The sequence below is a fragment of the Aureimonas sp. Leaf454 genome, from assembly GCF_001424685.1.
Taxonomy (GTDB): domain Bacteria; phylum Pseudomonadota; class Alphaproteobacteria; order Rhizobiales; family Rhizobiaceae; genus Plantimonas.
Map to the genome: position 1 here is coordinate 68,571 of NZ_LMQT01000023.1, position 14,645 is coordinate 83,215.

Genomic DNA, 14,645 nt, shown 5'->3' on the forward strand with positions numbered 1-14,645 from the left:
AGTGACGGGACTGCGCGGAACGCTCCTTCTGCTGATGCTCAGCGCATCGCTCGCGGCGACGGGTTGCGGGCGCAAGAACCTCCCCGTGGCCCCGAGCGGGGCGACGGTTCCGATCGGCACGGAAGACGATCCGGGTTCTCCGCAGACGTCCGCCGGCCTGACGGGAACGCAGACCTTTCAGCGCGCGGCGCGTCTCTCGCAACCGGGCGATCTCACGGTCTCGCCGGCCGAAGTCAGCCGAAACCCGGCCGCCAAACGCAAAAGCTTCGTTCTCGACCCCCTCCTGAACTGATTTTCTTTCCTCGCGCGCCGTTCGACGGCCGCCGACCTTGGAGCCGGGGCCGGCCGCCTCGTCGAGCGTCATGAATCATTTCGAGTACCGCGACGGCGTCCTGCACGCCGAGGACGTCGACATCCGCGCGATCGCGGCCGAGGTCGGAACGCCCTTCTACTGCTATTCGACGGCGACGCTGACGCGACATTACGAGGTCTTCTCCGGGGCCTTCGCCGATCTCGATGCCCTCGTCTGCTATGCCATGAAGGCCAATTCCAATCAGGCGGTTCTGAAGACGCTGGCCGATCTCGGCGCCGGCGCCGATGTCGTTTCGGGCGGTGAGTTGAAGCGCGCGCTCGCGGCCGGCATCGCGCCGGAGAAGATCATGTTCTCCGGCGTCGGCAAGACGCAGGAGGAGATCGACGCGGGTCTTGCCGCCGGCATCTTCTGCTTCAACATCGAGTCCGTGCCCGAGCTCGAACATCTTTCGGCGCGCGCCGTGGCGCTCGGCCGCACCGCAGACGTGTCCTTCCGCATCAATCCCGATGTCGACGCACGAACCCACGCCAAGATCTCGACCGGCAAGAAATCCGACAAGTTCGGCGTCGCCTACGACAAGGCGCTCGGCATCTACGACCATGCGCGCAACCTGCCCGGCATCCGCGTCTCCGGCATCGACATGCACATCGGGAGCCAGATCACGGATCTCGAACCCTTCGACCTCGCTTTTGCGAGACTGGCCGAGCTCGTCGAGCAGTTGCGTGCGGCCGGACACGAGATCCGCCATGTCGATCTCGGCGGCGGGCTCGGAGTTCCCTACAAGGAGACCGAGGCCGTTCCGCCCGGCCCGGGCGCCTATGCCGATATCGTGAAGCGGCGCGTGCGCGGCCTCGGCTGCAAGGTGATCTTCGAGCCCGGCCGCCTCCTCGTCGCCAATGCCGGCGTCCTCGTCTCCCGGGTCATCTACGTCAAGGACACAGGGGACAAGACCTTCGTGATCGCCGACGCCGCGATGAACGACCTCATCCGGCCGACGCTCTACGAGGCCTGGCACAGCGTGATCCCGGTCGCGGAGCCGGCCTCCGACGCGACCCGGATCGTTGTCGACATCGTCGGCCCCGTCTGCGAAAGCGGCGACTACATGGCCAAGGACCGCGCCATCGCTCCGCTGGCCGCGGGCGATCTCTTCGCACTGGGAACGGCGGGCGCCTACGGTGCCGTGCAGGCCGGAACCTACAACACCCGCCCGCTCGTGCCGGAGGTGCTGGTGAAGGGCGACCGGTTCTTCGCCGTCCGCCCGCGCCAGACGGTCGAGGAGCTGATCGCGCTCGATCGGCTGCCGCCCTGGCTCGCCGAGGCCGCGTCCTGACGCCTCGCTGACGCTGCCCGCGGCTTCACGTCGCCGTCAGCGCCTCGCCTTCGCCGTAAAATGCGCTAGGCTCGTTCTTCGATGACGAAGAACGAAGGCGGCGCCATGACGAGGAATAGCGGATCGACCGGCGCGGCCGGCGCCTCGCGGCTGGCCTCGACCCGGCGTCGGGCGACCGGCGCTCTCCTGCTCGAACGCGCCTATCCGACGATGCTCGGCCTCGCGTCCCTGGCGGCGCTCTTCCTGATCCTGTCCTGGTCCGGGATCTTCGCTGCCGTGCCGGCCTTGCTGCGCTGGACGATTCTGAGCGCCCTCGCCCTCGCAGGGATGATCGTTCTGTGGAAGGCCCGCGGTCTGCGCCTTCCGTCCCACGAGGCGGTGGACCGTCGGATCGAGGCGACAAGCCAGCTCGACCACCAGCCTCTCGCCGCGCAGATGGAGCGCCCGACGTCCGACGATCCGTTCGCGATCGCCCTGTGGCGCGAGCATCAGGCCCGCATGGCCGCCCGTCTCAGGAACCTCTCCGCCGGTACGCCGCGCACGGAGCCCGAGCGCTTCGATCCCTTCGCGCTCCGCGCCGTTCTGGCGCTGCTTCTCGTCTCGGCCTTCGCCTTTTCCTTCGGCTCGCGCGGCGGGCGGCTCGGCGACGCCTTCGCGGGAACGACGGGGCCAATCCTGCCGGGCGCCCGCGTCGACGCCTGGGTCACGCCCCCGACCTATACGGGCCAGCCGCCGATCTTCCTGACCGGCACGTCCACCGGTGCCGTCGCGGTCGCCGACGACGGCCCGTCCGGTGCGAGCGCCGCGATCAAGGTGCCCGAAGGCAGCGTGCTTTCGGTGCGCGTCTCCGCGGGGTCCCATTCGGGCCTGACCTACACGCCGGACGGCGGAGCGGCCGTCGTCGTCGAGCCCGGCGCATCGGCGGACGCGGCGAGCCCCAAAAACGCGGCGGCTCCCGAACCCTCCGGGGAGGCCGCCGGGCCTTCCGAGGCTTCCGCGGCGGGGGTCTACGAGATCAAGCTGGCAGAAAGCGGATCGGCCGACCTGTCCGGCGCCTTTTCCAGCCTGGGAAGCTGGCGCTTCGACGTGACGCCCGACAACGCGCCGACCATTGCCTTCGCGGGCGAGCCCGGCGCCGCGCGGAACGGCGCGATGGAGATCGCCTATACGGTCACCGACGATTACGGCGTGCGCCGCGGGCTCGTGGAGCTCAAGCTTGCCGAGGAGGCGGCCCCCGGAGCGCGGCCCCTCGTCGCCGCGCCCGAGATCAACCTCGCCATGCCGCGCCGCAGCAAGGGCGAAGGCAAGGGCCGCACCTCCGCCGACATCGCCGAAAGCCCCTATGCCGGCGCCAAGGTGACGATGACCCTCGTCGCCTACGACGATCCCGGACAGGCCGGAACGTCCGAGCCGAAGACGCTCACCCTGCCCGAACGCCGCTTCACCAACCCGCTCGCCCGCGCGATCATCGAGCAACGCCGGATCCTCGCCCTCGACGGCAACGCGACGCGCCGGGTCGTCGGCATGCTGGACGCGGTGACGCTCAGCGGCGCCGAGTTCATCGAGAACTCCAGCGCCTATCTCGCGCTGCGCGCCGCACGCACGCGCATCGCCACCGCGACCAACGACGACACCCTGCGCTCGGCCGTCGATTTCCTTTGGGAGATCGCGCTCGGCATCGAGGACGGCAATCTGTCGATCGCCGAGAAGAACCTGCGAGACGCCCGCGAGAAGCTCTCCGAGGCCCTGGAGAACGGCGCCAGCGACGCGGAGATCGACAAGCTCATGGCCGAGCTTCGGCAAGCCATGCAGGAGTACATGCAGGCCATGGCGGAGGCCATGAAGGATCGCCCGCCTCTGTCGCAGGAGCAGATGGCGAACGCGCAGGAGGTCCGCCCGCAGGATCTCGACAAGCTGCTCGACCAGATCGAGGACTTGGCCAAGTCCGGCTCGAAGGATGCCGCGCAGCAGCTTCTCTCGGAACTGCAGTCCATGATGGACAACATGCAGGCCATGCAGCAGCAACCCGGCCAGCAGGGTGAAAGCGGCGAACAGAACGCCATGCAGGAGCAGATGGACAAGCTCGGCGAAATGCTGCGCAAGCAGCAGGCGCTGAAGGACCAGACCTTCGACCTCGGCCGCCGGCAGGTGGAGCAGCAGCAGCGCCGGCCGAGCCAGCCGGGCGAAAGCGGCGAGCAGAGCCCCGAGAGCCAGCCCGGCGAGAGTGGCGAACCGATGACGCCGGAACAACTGGCCGACGCGCTGAAGTCGCTGCAGGAGCAGCAGTCTCAGCTCCAGAAGGAGCTGGGCGAAATGCAGGAAGCGATGAAGGGCATGGGCATGGAGCCCGGCGAAGGCTTCGGCGAAGCCGGCAAGGCCATGGGTCGAGCGGGGAGCGCCCTTGGCGAGGGCGACGACGGCAGCGCCGTCGGCGAGCAGGGCAAGGCGATGGAGGCGTTGCGTCAGGGCGCCAAGGACATGATGAGCCAGATGCAGCAGGCCATGCAGCAGGGCCAAGGACAGCAGCCCGGCCAGGGCCAGATGGGCGAAGGCTACGGCCGCGGCCAGCAGCGCTCCGGCCGCGACCCGCTCGGCCGCCAGCGGGCGACGCAGGGGCCCGATTTCGGCCAGGACGTCGACGTGCCCGACGAGATCGACACACAGCGCGCGCGACGCATTCTCGATTCCATTCGCAGCCGCCTCGGCAACCAGCTGTCGCCGCAGCAGGAGCGGGATTACCTGGAGCGCCTGCTCCGGACGCCCTGACGGGCCTCGCCGACCGGCGCGCCTGCTGCCTCAAGCACCTCCCGTGTCAGCTTCTGCGTGACCGGTCGCGGACGGCGTGCTCATGCGCTGGACCGGATGCGTCCGGTGAAGACGATGGGCGGGTTTGCGCCCCCGTCGATGTCACCGCGTCGGCACGGGAACGTCGCCTCGGTAATCGTAGAAGCCGCGATGGGTCTTGCGGCCGAGCCATCCCGCCTCGACATATTTCACCAGCAGCGGACAGGGCCGATACTTGGAGTCCGCCAGACCGTCGTGCAGCACCTGCATGATCGACAGGCAGGTGTCGAGGCCGATGAAGTCGGCGAGTTGCAGCGGTCCCATCGGATGATTCGCGCCGAGCCGCATCGCGGTGTCGATCGACTCGACCGATCCGACGCCCTCGTAGAGCGTGTAGATCGCCTCGTTGATCATCGGCAGCAGGATCCGGTTGACGATGAAGGCCGGAAAGTCTTCCGAGACCGTCGTCGTCTTGTCGAGCGAACCGACGAAGCCGCGAGAGATCTCGAAGGTGCGGTCTCCGGTGGCGATGCCGCGAACCAGTTCGACGAGCTTCATGACCGGTACGGGATTCATGAAGTGAATGCCGATGAAGCGGTCCGGCCGGTCCGTCGCGGAGGCCAGCCGCGTGATCGAGATGGAAGAGGTGTTCGTGGCGAGGATCGCATCCGGCTTCAGGACCGGGCAGACCGCCGCATAGATCTTGCGCTTGACCGTCTCGTCCTCGGTGGCGGCTTCGATCACGAGATCCATGTCGGCGAGATCGGCGACGCCGGCAGCGGCATGGACGCGGGTCAAGGCCGCCTGCATGTCCTCCGACGTGATCTTGCCGCTCGCGACCTTGCGCTCGAAGGAGGCGGAGACCTTCTCCACGCCCCGGCTCGCGCGTTCGGGAGACAGGTCGTAGATCGTCACGTCGTAACCGGCCAGCGCGACGACATGGGCGATGCCCGGCCCCATCTGGCCCGCACCCACAATCCCGATCTTCCTCATCTCATCCGTCATGCGTCTCGCCATCGTGCTGCACGTTTGCAGTCGCAGCATAACGATTTTCGCGGGGATGCAAGGATCAAATTTCAAACCGCGCCGGGTTCGCCGCGAAACAGCGAACCCGGCGCCGCAGGATCAGAGCTTCTCGGCGAATTCCGGCAGGATCTGGAAGATGTCGCCGACGAGGCCGTAATCGGCGACCTGGAAGATCGGGGCTTCCTCGTCCTTGTTGATCGCAACGATGACGCGGCTGTCCTTCATGCCCGCTAGATGCTGGATCGCACCGGAAATGCCGGCTGCGATGTAGAGATCGGGCGCGACGACCTTGCCGGTCTGTCCGACTTGCCAGTCGTTCGGCGCGTAGCCGGCATCCACCGCCGCGCGGGATGCGCCGACGGCGGCGCCGAGCTTGTCGGCGAGCGGCAGGATCACCTCCTCGAACTTCTCCTTCGAGCCGAGCGCACGGCCGCCGGACAGAACGATCTTGGCGCTGGTGAGATCGGGGCGCTCGGAGACGGCGAGCTTGTCCTCGACGAAGGTCGAGACGCCGGGATCGCCCGCAGCCTCGACCGGTTCGACCGGGGCTGCATTCGCACCGGCCTCGGTCGCCTTGAAGGAGGCGGTGCGGACGGTGACCACCTTGATCCGGTCGGCGGAGGTCACCGTCTGGATGGCGTTGCCGGCATAGATCGGGCGCTCGAACGTGTCGGCGCTCTGGACGGCCGTGACGTCGGAGATCTGCATGACGTCGAGAAGCGCCGCGACGCGCGGGAGCACGTTCTTCACGGTCGTCGTGGAGGGACCGACCACCGCGTTGTAGTTCGCGGCGAGCGTCACGATGAGGTCGGCCAGCGGCTCGGCGAGCCCGTTGGCCGTCGGACCACCGTCGGCCACGAGCACCTTCTCGATGCCGGAGAGCTTGGCGGCTTCGGCCGCCGCGGCGGCGGCGTTGGTGCCCGCGACCAGCACGTGCACCGCGCCGCCCATGGCGAGCGCCGCCGTCAGCGCCTTGGCGGTCTGCTCCGACAGCGCGCCCTTGTCGTGCTCGGCGATCAGCAGCGTGGTCATGTCTTCGATCCTCTCGTCAGGGGAAGCAGTCTCGTCCGCAGGCCGGATCCTTCAGCGGATCCGACGAGGATCAGAGAACGCCGGCCTCGTTCTTCAGCTTGCCGATGAGGTCCTCCACCGAGGCGACCTTGATGCCGGCGCCGCGCTTGGCAGGCTCGACGGTCTTCACCACGGTAAGGCGCGGCGAGACGTCGACGCCGAAATCGGCCGGACTCTTTTCCTCGAGCGGCTTCTTCTTGGCCTTCATGATGTTCGGCAGCGAGGCGTAGCGCGGCTCGTTGAGGCGAAGGTCCGCCGTGACGATCGCGGGCAGCTTCAGTTCCACCGTCTGGAGGCCGCCGTCGACCTCGCGCGTGACGACCGCCTTGCCCTCGGAGAGCTCGACCTTGTTGGCGAAGGTGCCCTGCGCCCAGCCGAGCAGGGCCGCCAGCATCTGGCCGGTCTGGTTGCAGTCGTCGTCGATCGCCTGCTTGCCGAGAATGACGAGGCCGGGCTGTTCGGCATCGACCACGCCCTTCAGGATCTTGGCGACGGCGAGCGGCTCGACGACGCCGTCGGCCTTCACGAGGATGCCGCGGTCGGCGCCCATGGCGAGCGCGGTCCGGATCGTCTCCTGCGCCTGTTGCGGGCCGATGGAAACGGCGACGATCTCGGTCGCCACGCCCTTCTCCTTCAGCCGGATCGCCTCTTCCACGGCGATCTCGTCGAACGGGTTCATCGACATCTTGACGTTCGCGAGGTCGACGCCCGACCCGTCCGCCTTGACGCGGATCTTCACGTTGTAGTCCACGACGCGCTTCACGCAGACGAGAACCTTCATGGCGACTTCTCCCGCTGTTCCCGTCGCGGCCGACCCGGTTCGGATCGGCTGGACGAGGGGTATCCTCATGGTGGCGGACCACTTCTGGGAGAGGTTCTGACGGGTCGGGCTCCATCTTTCAAGTCCGGGGACGACGACAGTCTGCCGCTTCGCGACATGCGCCCTCCCCGCCCCCTCAAGCGGAAGGCGCGGGACCGAAGAGGGGAACGCCGGGACGTCGCAGGAGGAGGGTCAGAAGCGCTCCGGCGAGGATCCCGCCGGCATGGGCTCCGTAGGACACGTCCACGGCGCCCAGCACCAGCATGGTGAACTGATAGAAGATCCAGAGCACGAGGAGAATCCAGGCCGGCAGCCGCAACGGCAGCCGCCCGAAGGCAAGCACCCAGATCCAGACCCTGGGATGAAGCAGGAGATAGGCGACGACGACACCCGACACGGCGCCGGAGGCGCCCATGAGCGTCGCTTCGGATTGCGGCATCGACAGCGCGTGGGCGGCCGCGCCGACGACGGCGCAGAGCATGTAGAAGAGGAGGAAGCGGACATGCCCGAACGCATCCTCGACATTGTCGCCGAAGACCCAGAGGAACATCATGTTCCCGAGGAGATGCCAGCCGTCGAGATGCAGGAAGGCGTAGGTGAGGTACGAGAACGTCTCGGGCTGCCGCACGTATTCGACGGGCAGATAGGCATAATCGTTCACGACCGCCGGGATGAGGCCGTAGGAGACCTCGACGCCGGAGAGATAGGCGCCGCTTTCCCCCGTCAGGACGAAGAACAACCAGACGAGGACGTTCACGCCGACGATGCCCGCCGTGACATAGGGGAAGCGGATCAAGCGGAGATGGTTGTCGTCGTGGAAGGGAACGAACATCGGGCCTCCGGCAGCTTGCCGCCTATCAAGCGCGGGAAGGGCGAGGCCGGCAAGCGGCCGCGCGCCGTTCGTCCGTCGGCCGAGGGCTCAGCGGCTGGCGCCGGGCACCCAGAGCACGTCCGCGCGGCCCTCGTCGTTGGCGATCCGGGAGGCGACGAAGAGGTGGTCGGAGAGGCGGTTGACGTAGAGCAGCGCCGGCCGGCCGACGATCTCGCCCTCGACGCGCGCGAGCGCCACCATCACCCGCTCGGCTCGCCGACAGACGGTCCGCGCAAGATGCAGATGAGCGGCGCAGGGAGAACCGGCGGGCAGAACGAAGCTCTTCAGGGGCTCCAGCCGCGCGTTCATCGCATCGATCTCGCGCTCCAGCCGCTCGACCTGTCCCTGCGTGATCGCCAAGCGCTCGTAGGGCAGCGGCTCCGGCGTTTCCGGCGTCGCGAGATCGGCGCCGAGGTCGAAGAGATCGTTCTGGATCGTCGAGAGCATCGCGTCCAGCGCCGCGTCGGCCTGGAGGCGCGCGAGCCCGACCGTCGCGTTCAACTCGTCCACCGTTCCGATCGCCTCCAGCCGCGCATCGGATTTCAGGCGCCGGGGGCCGCTGCCGAGACCGGTCGTGCCGTCGTCGCCCGTGCGGGTGTAGATGCGGTTCAGCTTGACCATGACCGTGACTCCGTTCTCAGCGCGCGAGGAGAAGCGCGCCGACCATGACCAGGACGGCGATCGCCTGGAGCATGACGCGGGCGCGCATGAGCTTCTGCGACGTGTTGCCGGAACCGCCGCGCATCATGTTGAGGAGACCCATCAGGAGGACGACCGCGACGGCGACCATGACAACGAGGGCGAGGACATTGAGAACGCTGGACATCGCTGGGGCTCTGCCTTGGGATGGGACCGTCTGAGGCCGGATGGACCGTTGCACGCTCCATATAGGCAAGCCTCGCCTTTCGAGCGAGGCGGCGGGGCGACGCGGCTTCAGGCGGTCGAATCGAATACCGGCGCGGTCTTCGGGCGGCGGGTGTGCGTCGCGGCGGCGACGCCGATGCCGGCAAGCGCCATGCCGAGGAGCTGGATCGGCGCCAGCCGCTCCCCGAAGAGAAGGAAGGCCATCACCGCGGTGACGCCGGGCGTCAGGTACATGAGCGAGGAGACCTTCGACACCGCGCCCTCCCGGATGAGGAAGAGGAGGAGGAAGATCGCTCCGATCGACAGGACGAGGGTCAGCCAGAGAAGCGCGAAGACGAATTCGCCTGTCCAGTCGATGCGCCCGGTCTCGAAGAGAGACGCGCCGATCGTGACGGGAACGAGCCCCCCGACATACTGGATCGCCGTGCCGACGCGAAGATCGAGGCCGCCGACGAAGCGCTTCTGCCAGATCGTGCCGACGGAGATGGCCAGCATGGCGAGCACCGCCGGCGCAAGCGTCGACCAGCCGAGCGTCGGATCGAGATCGAGCTTGGGTAGGATCACGAGGCCGACGCCGACGAGGCCGAGCCCAAGCCCGAGCCAATGGCGGAGCCGGATGGTCTCGCCGAGGAACCGGGACGCCAGCAGCGTCGTCACGAGAGGCTGGAGGCCCGCGATCAGGGCGGCCAGTCCGGCCGAAAGCCCGTGGCGCACCGCAAAGAAGATGCCGCCGAGATAGAGCCCGTGGATCAGCAGCCCCGCGAACCCCGCGTGGAGCGCCGGGCGGAGCGCCGGACGCGGCGCGCGGGCGAGGACGGCGAGCGGAACGAGAATGACGAGCGCCAGCACGAATCGCAACGCGAGGAAGGTGAAGGGCTCGGCATGGGGCATGGCGTAGCGCGCCCCGATGAATCCGGTCGACCAGAGAAGAACGAAGAGGGCGGGAAAGACCGGGAGAAGGCGCGGCATGCGGAGGGCTCATCGTGATGGCCGGCGGGCCGGCGGGCATGCGGCGACGACGCGTGGGCACCCGGCGATCGGGCGTGCGTCCGGCAGACCGCGCCGCCGAGACGACGCGCACCCGCGAGATAGCAGCCGGCAGGACGGAATGGAAATGCCTTGCCAAATCAGCGGGAAATCCACACTCTGAACATCTTGCAAAGGCGATGCGCCGCGACGAGACCCCGACCGGCGAACGAGCCTTCATGCAGACCATCCTCAACGTCGTCGTCCCGATCTTCGCGCTGATCGCGGCGGGTTATCTCTCGTCTCGAACGGGCCTGCTCGCCGCCTCCGTCGGCGACGGGCTGACGAAGTTCGTCTTCGTGATCGCGGTGCCCGCCCTTCTCTTCCGCACCATGGCGACGGCAAGCTTCGCCGACGCCAATCCGCTCTATCTCTGGTTCGCCTATTTCGTCGCCGTCGCCGTGACCTGGGGGACCGCGTCGATCCTCGTGAAGTGGTTCTTCGCGACCGACCGGCGCACGAGCGTCGTCGCCGGCATTTCCGCGAGCTTCGCCAACACCGTCTTCGTCGCCATTCCCGCCGTCGACCGCGCCTATGGCGCGGAGGCGCTGGAAGCGCTGTTCCTCATCATCTCGGTGCATCTCCCCACGATGATGATCGCCGCGACGCTGCTGATGGAGCGCGCGGCAACCCAGGACGCGCCGGGCGACGATGGGGTTCCCAAGCCTTCCAGCGTCGCCCGCACCTTGGCCGCGATCGGTCGCAACCTCTCGCGCAACGGCATCGTCGTCGGCATCCTGTGCGGACTCGCCCTTCGCCTCACCGGTCTCGGCCTGCCGAGCGATCTCGACGAGGCGGCGCGGCTTCTGGGCTCGACGGCGGGGCCGGTCTCGCTCTTCGCCATGGGAATGTCGCTGACGCGCTACGGCCTGCGCGGCGACCTGCGAGCCGCGACCCTGGTCTCGCTCCTGTCGCTCCTTCTGATGCCGGGTATCGTCTACGTGCTCGGCGTCGGGCTTCTTCCGCCGGTCTGGCTGAAGGCGGCGGTCATCACGGCGGCCTGCCCCGCCGGCATCAACGCCTTCCTGCTCGCGACGCATTTCCAGTCCGGCGAGCGGCTGGCGGCGACGGTGATCCTCGTTTCAACCTTCCTCGCCGTCGCCTCGCTCAGCTTCTGGCTCGCCCTTCTCGGCTGATCGCAGTCCGAGACGCCGGCAAAGGTCCTCCCGGCTCGCGCCGGCTTCGCGAAGCGCGCGGATCGAGACGTCGCCGCGGCTCTTGGAGAGCTTGCGCCCATCCTGGCCGAGCACCAGCGCATGGTGATGATAGACCGGCACCGGGAGATCGAGGAGGGCCTGGAGCAGACGGTGGACGGCGGTCGCGGCGAAGAGATCGCGCCCCCGCACGACATGGGTGACGCCTTGAATGGCGTCGTCGAGCGTGACGGCGAGATGATAGCTCGTCGGCAGGCCCTTGCGCGCCAGCACCACGTCGCCCCAGGCGGCGGGATCGACCGTCAGACGGCCCGTTTCGCCGTCCGGCCCCGAGCCGGTCTCCTCGACGCCGAGGACACCCGCGCGCGCCACCGCCCGCGTCATGTCGAGGCGAAAGACATGGGGCTCGCCGGCGGTGATGCGCGCGGCCCGCGTCGCCTGCGGCAGATCGCGGTCGAGGCCGGGATAGAGCGGCGCGCCGTCGGGATCGCGCGGATAGGACAGCCCCGTCTCGCGCTCCGAACGCTCTGCGGCGGCGCGGATCTCGCCGCGCGACAGAAAGGCGGGATAGACGAGCCCCTCGTCCCGCAACCGTTCGAGGGCGGCGCGGTAGTCCGCGAAATGCTCGGACTGGCGACGGGGCTCGCCGTCCCAGTCGATGCCGAGCCAGGCGAGGTCGCGCCGGATGCCGTGTTCGAAATCGGGACGGCAGCGTTCGGGATCGATGTCCTCGAAGCGCAGGAGGAACCGTCCGCCGGACTCGCGTGCCATCGCGTGATTGATCAGCGCCGACAGGGCGTGGCCGAGATGAAGGTCTCCGTTGGGGCTCGGGGCGAAGCGGAAAACGGGTGGATCGCGAAAGCTCATCGCGCGATGCTGCCGGGCCGGTGGTGGTGGATGCAAGGGGGGCGGACCTCGACCGGCGGGCTCCGGCCCGGTGCCGGGAATATCAACGAGACACGACGGAACGCATGATCCGAACCGAGGACGACATCGCCCGCGAGCTTCGCGCCCTCCTCGCCCTCGCACCCGCTCTCCAAGCGGTGGCGGATCGCGCGGGGCCGATCCCGCTGCGCGTCTCGCCGCCGGGTCTGCGCGGCCTCGTCGGCACGATGATCGGACAACAGGTGTCGCGGGCGAGCGCCGACGCCATCCTGACGCGCCTTGGCACCCTCGTCGATCTCGACGACGCGGCGGCGATCCGCGGCGCGGGCGAGGATGTGCTTCGGGCGGCGGGCCTGTCGCGCGCCAAGCAGCGCACGCTCCTCGCCATCGCGGAGGCGGTCGACCGGAGAGAGCTCGACTTCGTGCGCCTGTCCCGCGCGGCACCGGACGAAGCGCTCGCCGAACTCGTTCGCCTGCCCGGCATCGGCCCTTGGACGGCGGAGTGCTTCCTTCTCTTCTCGGCCGGGCATGTCGACATCTTTCCCGCCGGCGATCTGGCGCTGCGCGCAGCTTTGGGCCACGCGCTCGGACGGGCCGAGCGGCCGGGCATCCGGGCGGTCGCGGAGCACGCGAGGAGCTTCGCACCCCATCGCTCGATCGCGGCGCGTCTCCTCTGGGCGTTCTATGCCGTCCTCGTGCGAGGCGGCCCGACACCCGCCGACACGCCGGGAACGCGCCCATTCGACGCGGAAAACCAAGGCTTCACAAAGGCGACATGATAGGACACGATAGTCGACAGACGTAAAGTGCAGTCACGGTTCGTAAAGGAGTCGGGTACTTGACGATCGCGGTCGCGCAGCATTTGCCACCGTCGCTGGTCCTCAACGCGGATTTTCGTCCTCTCAGCTATTACCCGCTCTCGCTCTGGGGCTGGCAGGACGCCATCAAGGCCGTGTTCCTCGACCGTGTGACCATTCTGGCCGAATACGACCAGGAGGTCCGAAGCCCGACCTTCACGATGCAGCTTCCCTCCGTGGTCTGCCTCAAGGCCTATGTGAAGCCGGCCCGGCATCCCGCTTTCACCCGCTTCAACGTCTTCCTTCGCGACCGCTTCCAGTGCCAGTATTGCGGCTCGCCCAACGAACTCACCTTCGACCACGTCATTCCACGCTCGCGCGGCGGTCTCACCACCTGGGAAAACGTCGTCGCGGCCTGCTCGCCCTGCAATCTCAAGAAGGGCGGCCTGATGCCGAGGGATGCCGGCATGGTGCCGCATCAGACCCCGTTCCAGCCGACGGTCCACGACCTCCACAACAACGGCCGGCTCTTCCCGCCCAATTTCCTTCACGAAAGCTGGCTCGACTATCTCTATTGGGATTCCGAACTCGATCCGGAATAGGTCGGTCGACGGCCCCCGAGCGCCGGGCTCAGGCGAAGCGGTCCGCCGGGCCGAAAGCCGTGCGCAGCGCGACGAAGGCGAAGAGAGCCGAGGCCGGAACGTTCCAGCCGGCGAAGGACAGGCCGAGAAAGCGGCCTGCGGCCTGGTCGCAGGCCGGCGGCTGGATGCGATCGATCGTGCCGAGGATGTCGCCGGTGAGATCGGCGCCGCCGGCCAGGGCGCAGTCGGTCGGGCCGGCCCAGATCTTCCATTCCACGCCCGCATGGAAAACCGCCAGATAGAGGCCGTAGAGCATGGCCGCCGCGATCAGGAGCAGGAGCGTGCGCGTCAGGATCGCGGATGCGCGCGTCCTCGCCGCGAGAAGGGCCGCGAGCGCGAGACCGATGGAGACGTAATAGGGCGTGCGCTGCTGCAGGCAGAGGGCACAAGGGATATAGCCGCCGACATGCTCGAAGAGCAGCGCGGTGCCGACCGTCGCGGCGCTGCCGACGAGAAGGATCGCCGCGCCGAGCGTCTGGCGCAGGCCCGTCGGTCGGCGAAGGGAAACGGACGTCGACATGGAGCGTGGCTTCCTTTCCGCGACCGCACGGGGCGGCCGCCCATGGGAGCCCTCGCTCTACCATCGCGATCGGCCAGCGGGAAGATCGTCGCCGGGGAAGACGCGGAGAGGATCGGCGTTCGGAGCTTGATGGGAGCGCCCGACGCCGGAAAGTTCTGGACCGTTTCGGCCTGCCGTGGCATGAGACGAGAAGCTCGCGCTGCCGACGGTCCACCGGTCGGCGCAACGACCGGGCCGCTGCGGGTGTGGTGGAATTGGTAGACGCGCCGGACTCAAAATCCGGTTCCGCAAGGAGTGCCGGTTCGACCCCGGCCACCCGCACCATCTCTTTCTTGCTCGATCCCATGCCTTCGGCACGAAGACACCCTGTCGTCGCCATCGCACGACGGATGTTCCGATCCTGCCGTTCGGACCGGACCGCGAAGGGCCCCAAGGGCCGCGCGCGGTGGCGGCGCGACGCCAACGGGTCGGAGCGCGCCGGTCGAGGGCCATGACGACGTCGGGGCTCTCTCGAACCACTGGCCGGCGCTTCTCGTGCTCGAC

Annotated in this window: 15 protein-coding genes and 1 tRNA gene; 7 read left to right on the plus strand and 9 right to left on the minus strand. The window is 68.3% G+C overall.

All coding sequences use genetic code 11. From position 1 onward, the window contains the following. Position 1 precedes the first annotated feature (1 nt). From ASG43_RS18040 to ASG43_RS18050, 3 genes are all read left to right on the plus strand, one after another. The gene (locus ASG43_RS18040) at positions 2 to 292 is read left to right on the plus strand and encodes a hypothetical protein (protein ID WP_056508047.1); all 291 of its coding nucleotides are present in this window, start codon (positions 2 to 4) and stop codon (positions 290 to 292) included. 70 nt (positions 293 to 362) lie between these two features. After that, positions 363 to 1,643 (plus strand): diaminopimelate decarboxylase, encoded by a 1,281-nt coding sequence (gene lysA, locus ASG43_RS18045; protein ID WP_056508049.1) that lies wholly within the window; start codon positions 363 to 365, stop codon positions 1,641 to 1,643. A 105-nt stretch (positions 1,644 to 1,748) separates the two neighbouring features. Beyond that, positions 1,749 to 4,409 (plus strand): TIGR02302 family protein, encoded by a 2,661-nt coding sequence (locus ASG43_RS18050; RefSeq protein ID WP_056508051.1) that lies wholly within the window; start codon positions 1,749 to 1,751, stop codon positions 4,407 to 4,409. Between the two features lie 141 nt (positions 4,410 to 4,550). Here ASG43_RS18050 and ASG43_RS18055 read toward each other — a convergent pair whose 3' ends face one another. The 7 genes from ASG43_RS18055 to ASG43_RS18085 form a co-directional block, all read right to left on the minus strand. Continuing rightward, positions 4,551 to 5,432 carry a 3-hydroxybutyryl-CoA dehydrogenase gene (locus ASG43_RS18055; RefSeq protein ID WP_056508053.1) on the minus strand — a complete coding sequence of 294 codons (882 nt, stop codon included), beginning with the start codon at positions 5,430 to 5,432 and terminating at the stop codon, positions 4,551 to 4,553. A gap of 120 nt (positions 5,433 to 5,552) precedes the next feature. After that, positions 5,553 to 6,485, minus strand: a complete 933-nt coding sequence (locus tag ASG43_RS18060) for an FAD-binding protein (protein WP_056508054.1) — start codon at positions 6,483 to 6,485, stop codon at positions 5,553 to 5,555. 70 nt (positions 6,486 to 6,555) lie between these two features. Beyond that, positions 6,556 to 7,305, minus strand: coding sequence for an electron transfer flavoprotein subunit beta/FixA family protein (locus ASG43_RS18065; RefSeq protein WP_056508056.1), 750 nt, complete (start codon positions 7,303 to 7,305; stop codon positions 6,556 to 6,558). A 175-nt stretch (positions 7,306 to 7,480) separates the two neighbouring features. After that, positions 7,481 to 8,176, minus strand: a complete 696-nt coding sequence (locus tag ASG43_RS18070) for a rhomboid family intramembrane serine protease (protein ID WP_056508058.1) — start codon at positions 8,174 to 8,176, stop codon at positions 7,481 to 7,483. A gap of 87 nt (positions 8,177 to 8,263) precedes the next feature. Beyond that, positions 8,264 to 8,836 (minus strand): cob(I)yrinic acid a,c-diamide adenosyltransferase, encoded by a 573-nt coding sequence (locus ASG43_RS18075; protein ID WP_056508060.1) that lies wholly within the window; start codon positions 8,834 to 8,836, stop codon positions 8,264 to 8,266. Between the two features lie 16 nt (positions 8,837 to 8,852). Beyond that, positions 8,853 to 9,041, minus strand: coding sequence for a twin transmembrane helix small protein (locus ASG43_RS18080; RefSeq protein ID WP_056508061.1), 189 nt, complete (start codon positions 9,039 to 9,041; stop codon positions 8,853 to 8,855). Between the two features lie 107 nt (positions 9,042 to 9,148). Next, positions 9,149 to 10,048, minus strand: coding sequence for a DMT family transporter (locus ASG43_RS18085; protein ID WP_056508063.1), 900 nt, complete (start codon positions 10,046 to 10,048; stop codon positions 9,149 to 9,151). A gap of 236 nt (positions 10,049 to 10,284) precedes the next feature. Between ASG43_RS18085 and ASG43_RS18090 the strand changes: the two genes are divergently transcribed. After that, positions 10,285 to 11,241, plus strand: coding sequence for an AEC family transporter (locus ASG43_RS18090; RefSeq protein ID WP_056508392.1), 957 nt, complete (start codon positions 10,285 to 10,287; stop codon positions 11,239 to 11,241). On the opposite strand, the gene gluQRS is transcribed toward ASG43_RS18090, so the two are convergent. Further along, entirely contained in the window at positions 11,188 to 12,126 is a 939-nt protein-coding gene (gene gluQRS, locus ASG43_RS18095) for a tRNA glutamyl-Q(34) synthetase GluQRS (RefSeq protein ID WP_056508065.1), read from the minus strand. The two genes, ASG43_RS18090 and gluQRS, sit on opposite strands and share 54 nt — an antisense overlap. Positions 12,127 to 12,230: 104 nt before the next feature. On the opposite strand from gluQRS, the gene ASG43_RS18100 reads away from it, so the two are divergent. Both ASG43_RS18100 and ASG43_RS18105 read left to right on the plus strand, forming a co-directional pair. Then, a complete protein-coding gene (locus ASG43_RS18100; protein WP_056508067.1) occupies positions 12,231 to 12,923 on the plus strand; it encodes a DNA-3-methyladenine glycosylase in 693 nt (230 codons plus the stop codon). A gap of 59 nt (positions 12,924 to 12,982) precedes the next feature. Further along, a complete protein-coding gene (locus tag ASG43_RS18105; protein WP_056508069.1) occupies positions 12,983 to 13,543 on the plus strand; it encodes an HNH endonuclease in 561 nt (186 codons plus the stop codon). 28 nt (positions 13,544 to 13,571) lie between these two features. Here ASG43_RS18105 and ASG43_RS18110 read toward each other — a convergent pair whose 3' ends face one another. Next, positions 13,572 to 14,102, minus strand: coding sequence for a disulfide bond formation protein B (locus tag ASG43_RS18110; protein WP_056508071.1), 531 nt, complete (start codon positions 14,100 to 14,102; stop codon positions 13,572 to 13,574). 239 nt (positions 14,103 to 14,341) lie between these two features. Here ASG43_RS18110 and ASG43_RS18115 point away from each other — a divergent pair. Beyond that, positions 14,342 to 14,426 (plus strand) — tRNA-Leu (locus tag ASG43_RS18115). Positions 14,427 to 14,645 lie beyond the last annotated feature (219 nt).

Coding starts and splice junctions, on each gene's coding strand:
- lysA (WP_056508049.1), top strand. CDS start 363: ATGAATCATTTCGAGTACCGCGACGGCGTCCTGCACGCCGAGGACGTC.
- ASG43_RS18050 (WP_056508051.1), top strand. CDS start 1,749: ATGACGAGGAATAGCGGATCGACCGGCGCGGCCGGCGCCTCGCGGCTG.
- ASG43_RS18055 (WP_056508053.1), bottom strand. CDS start 5,432: ATGACGGATGAGATGAGGAAGATCGGGATTGTGGGTGCGGGCCAGATG.
- ASG43_RS18060 (WP_056508054.1), bottom strand. CDS start 6,485: ATGACCACGCTGCTGATCGCCGAGCACGACAAGGGCGCGCTGTCGGAG.
- ASG43_RS18065 (WP_056508056.1), bottom strand. CDS start 7,305: ATGAAGGTTCTCGTCTGCGTGAAGCGCGTCGTGGACTACAACGTGAAG.
- ASG43_RS18070 (WP_056508058.1), bottom strand. CDS start 8,176: ATGTTCGTTCCCTTCCACGACGACAACCATCTCCGCTTGATCCGCTTC.
- ASG43_RS18075 (WP_056508060.1), bottom strand. CDS start 8,836: ATGGTCAAGCTGAACCGCATCTACACCCGCACGGGCGACGACGGCACG.
- ASG43_RS18080 (WP_056508061.1), bottom strand. CDS start 9,041: ATGTCCAGCGTTCTCAATGTCCTCGCCCTCGTTGTCATGGTCGCCGTC.
- ASG43_RS18085 (WP_056508063.1), bottom strand. CDS start 10,048: ATGCCGCGCCTTCTCCCGGTCTTTCCCGCCCTCTTCGTTCTTCTCTGG.
- ASG43_RS18090 (WP_056508392.1), top strand. CDS start 10,285: ATGCAGACCATCCTCAACGTCGTCGTCCCGATCTTCGCGCTGATCGCG.
- gluQRS (WP_056508065.1), bottom strand. CDS start 12,126: ATGAGCTTTCGCGATCCACCCGTTTTCCGCTTCGCCCCGAGCCCCAAC.
- ASG43_RS18100 (WP_056508067.1), top strand. CDS start 12,231: ATGATCCGAACCGAGGACGACATCGCCCGCGAGCTTCGCGCCCTCCTC.
- ASG43_RS18110 (WP_056508071.1), bottom strand. CDS start 14,102: ATGTCGACGTCCGTTTCCCTTCGCCGACCGACGGGCCTGCGCCAGACG.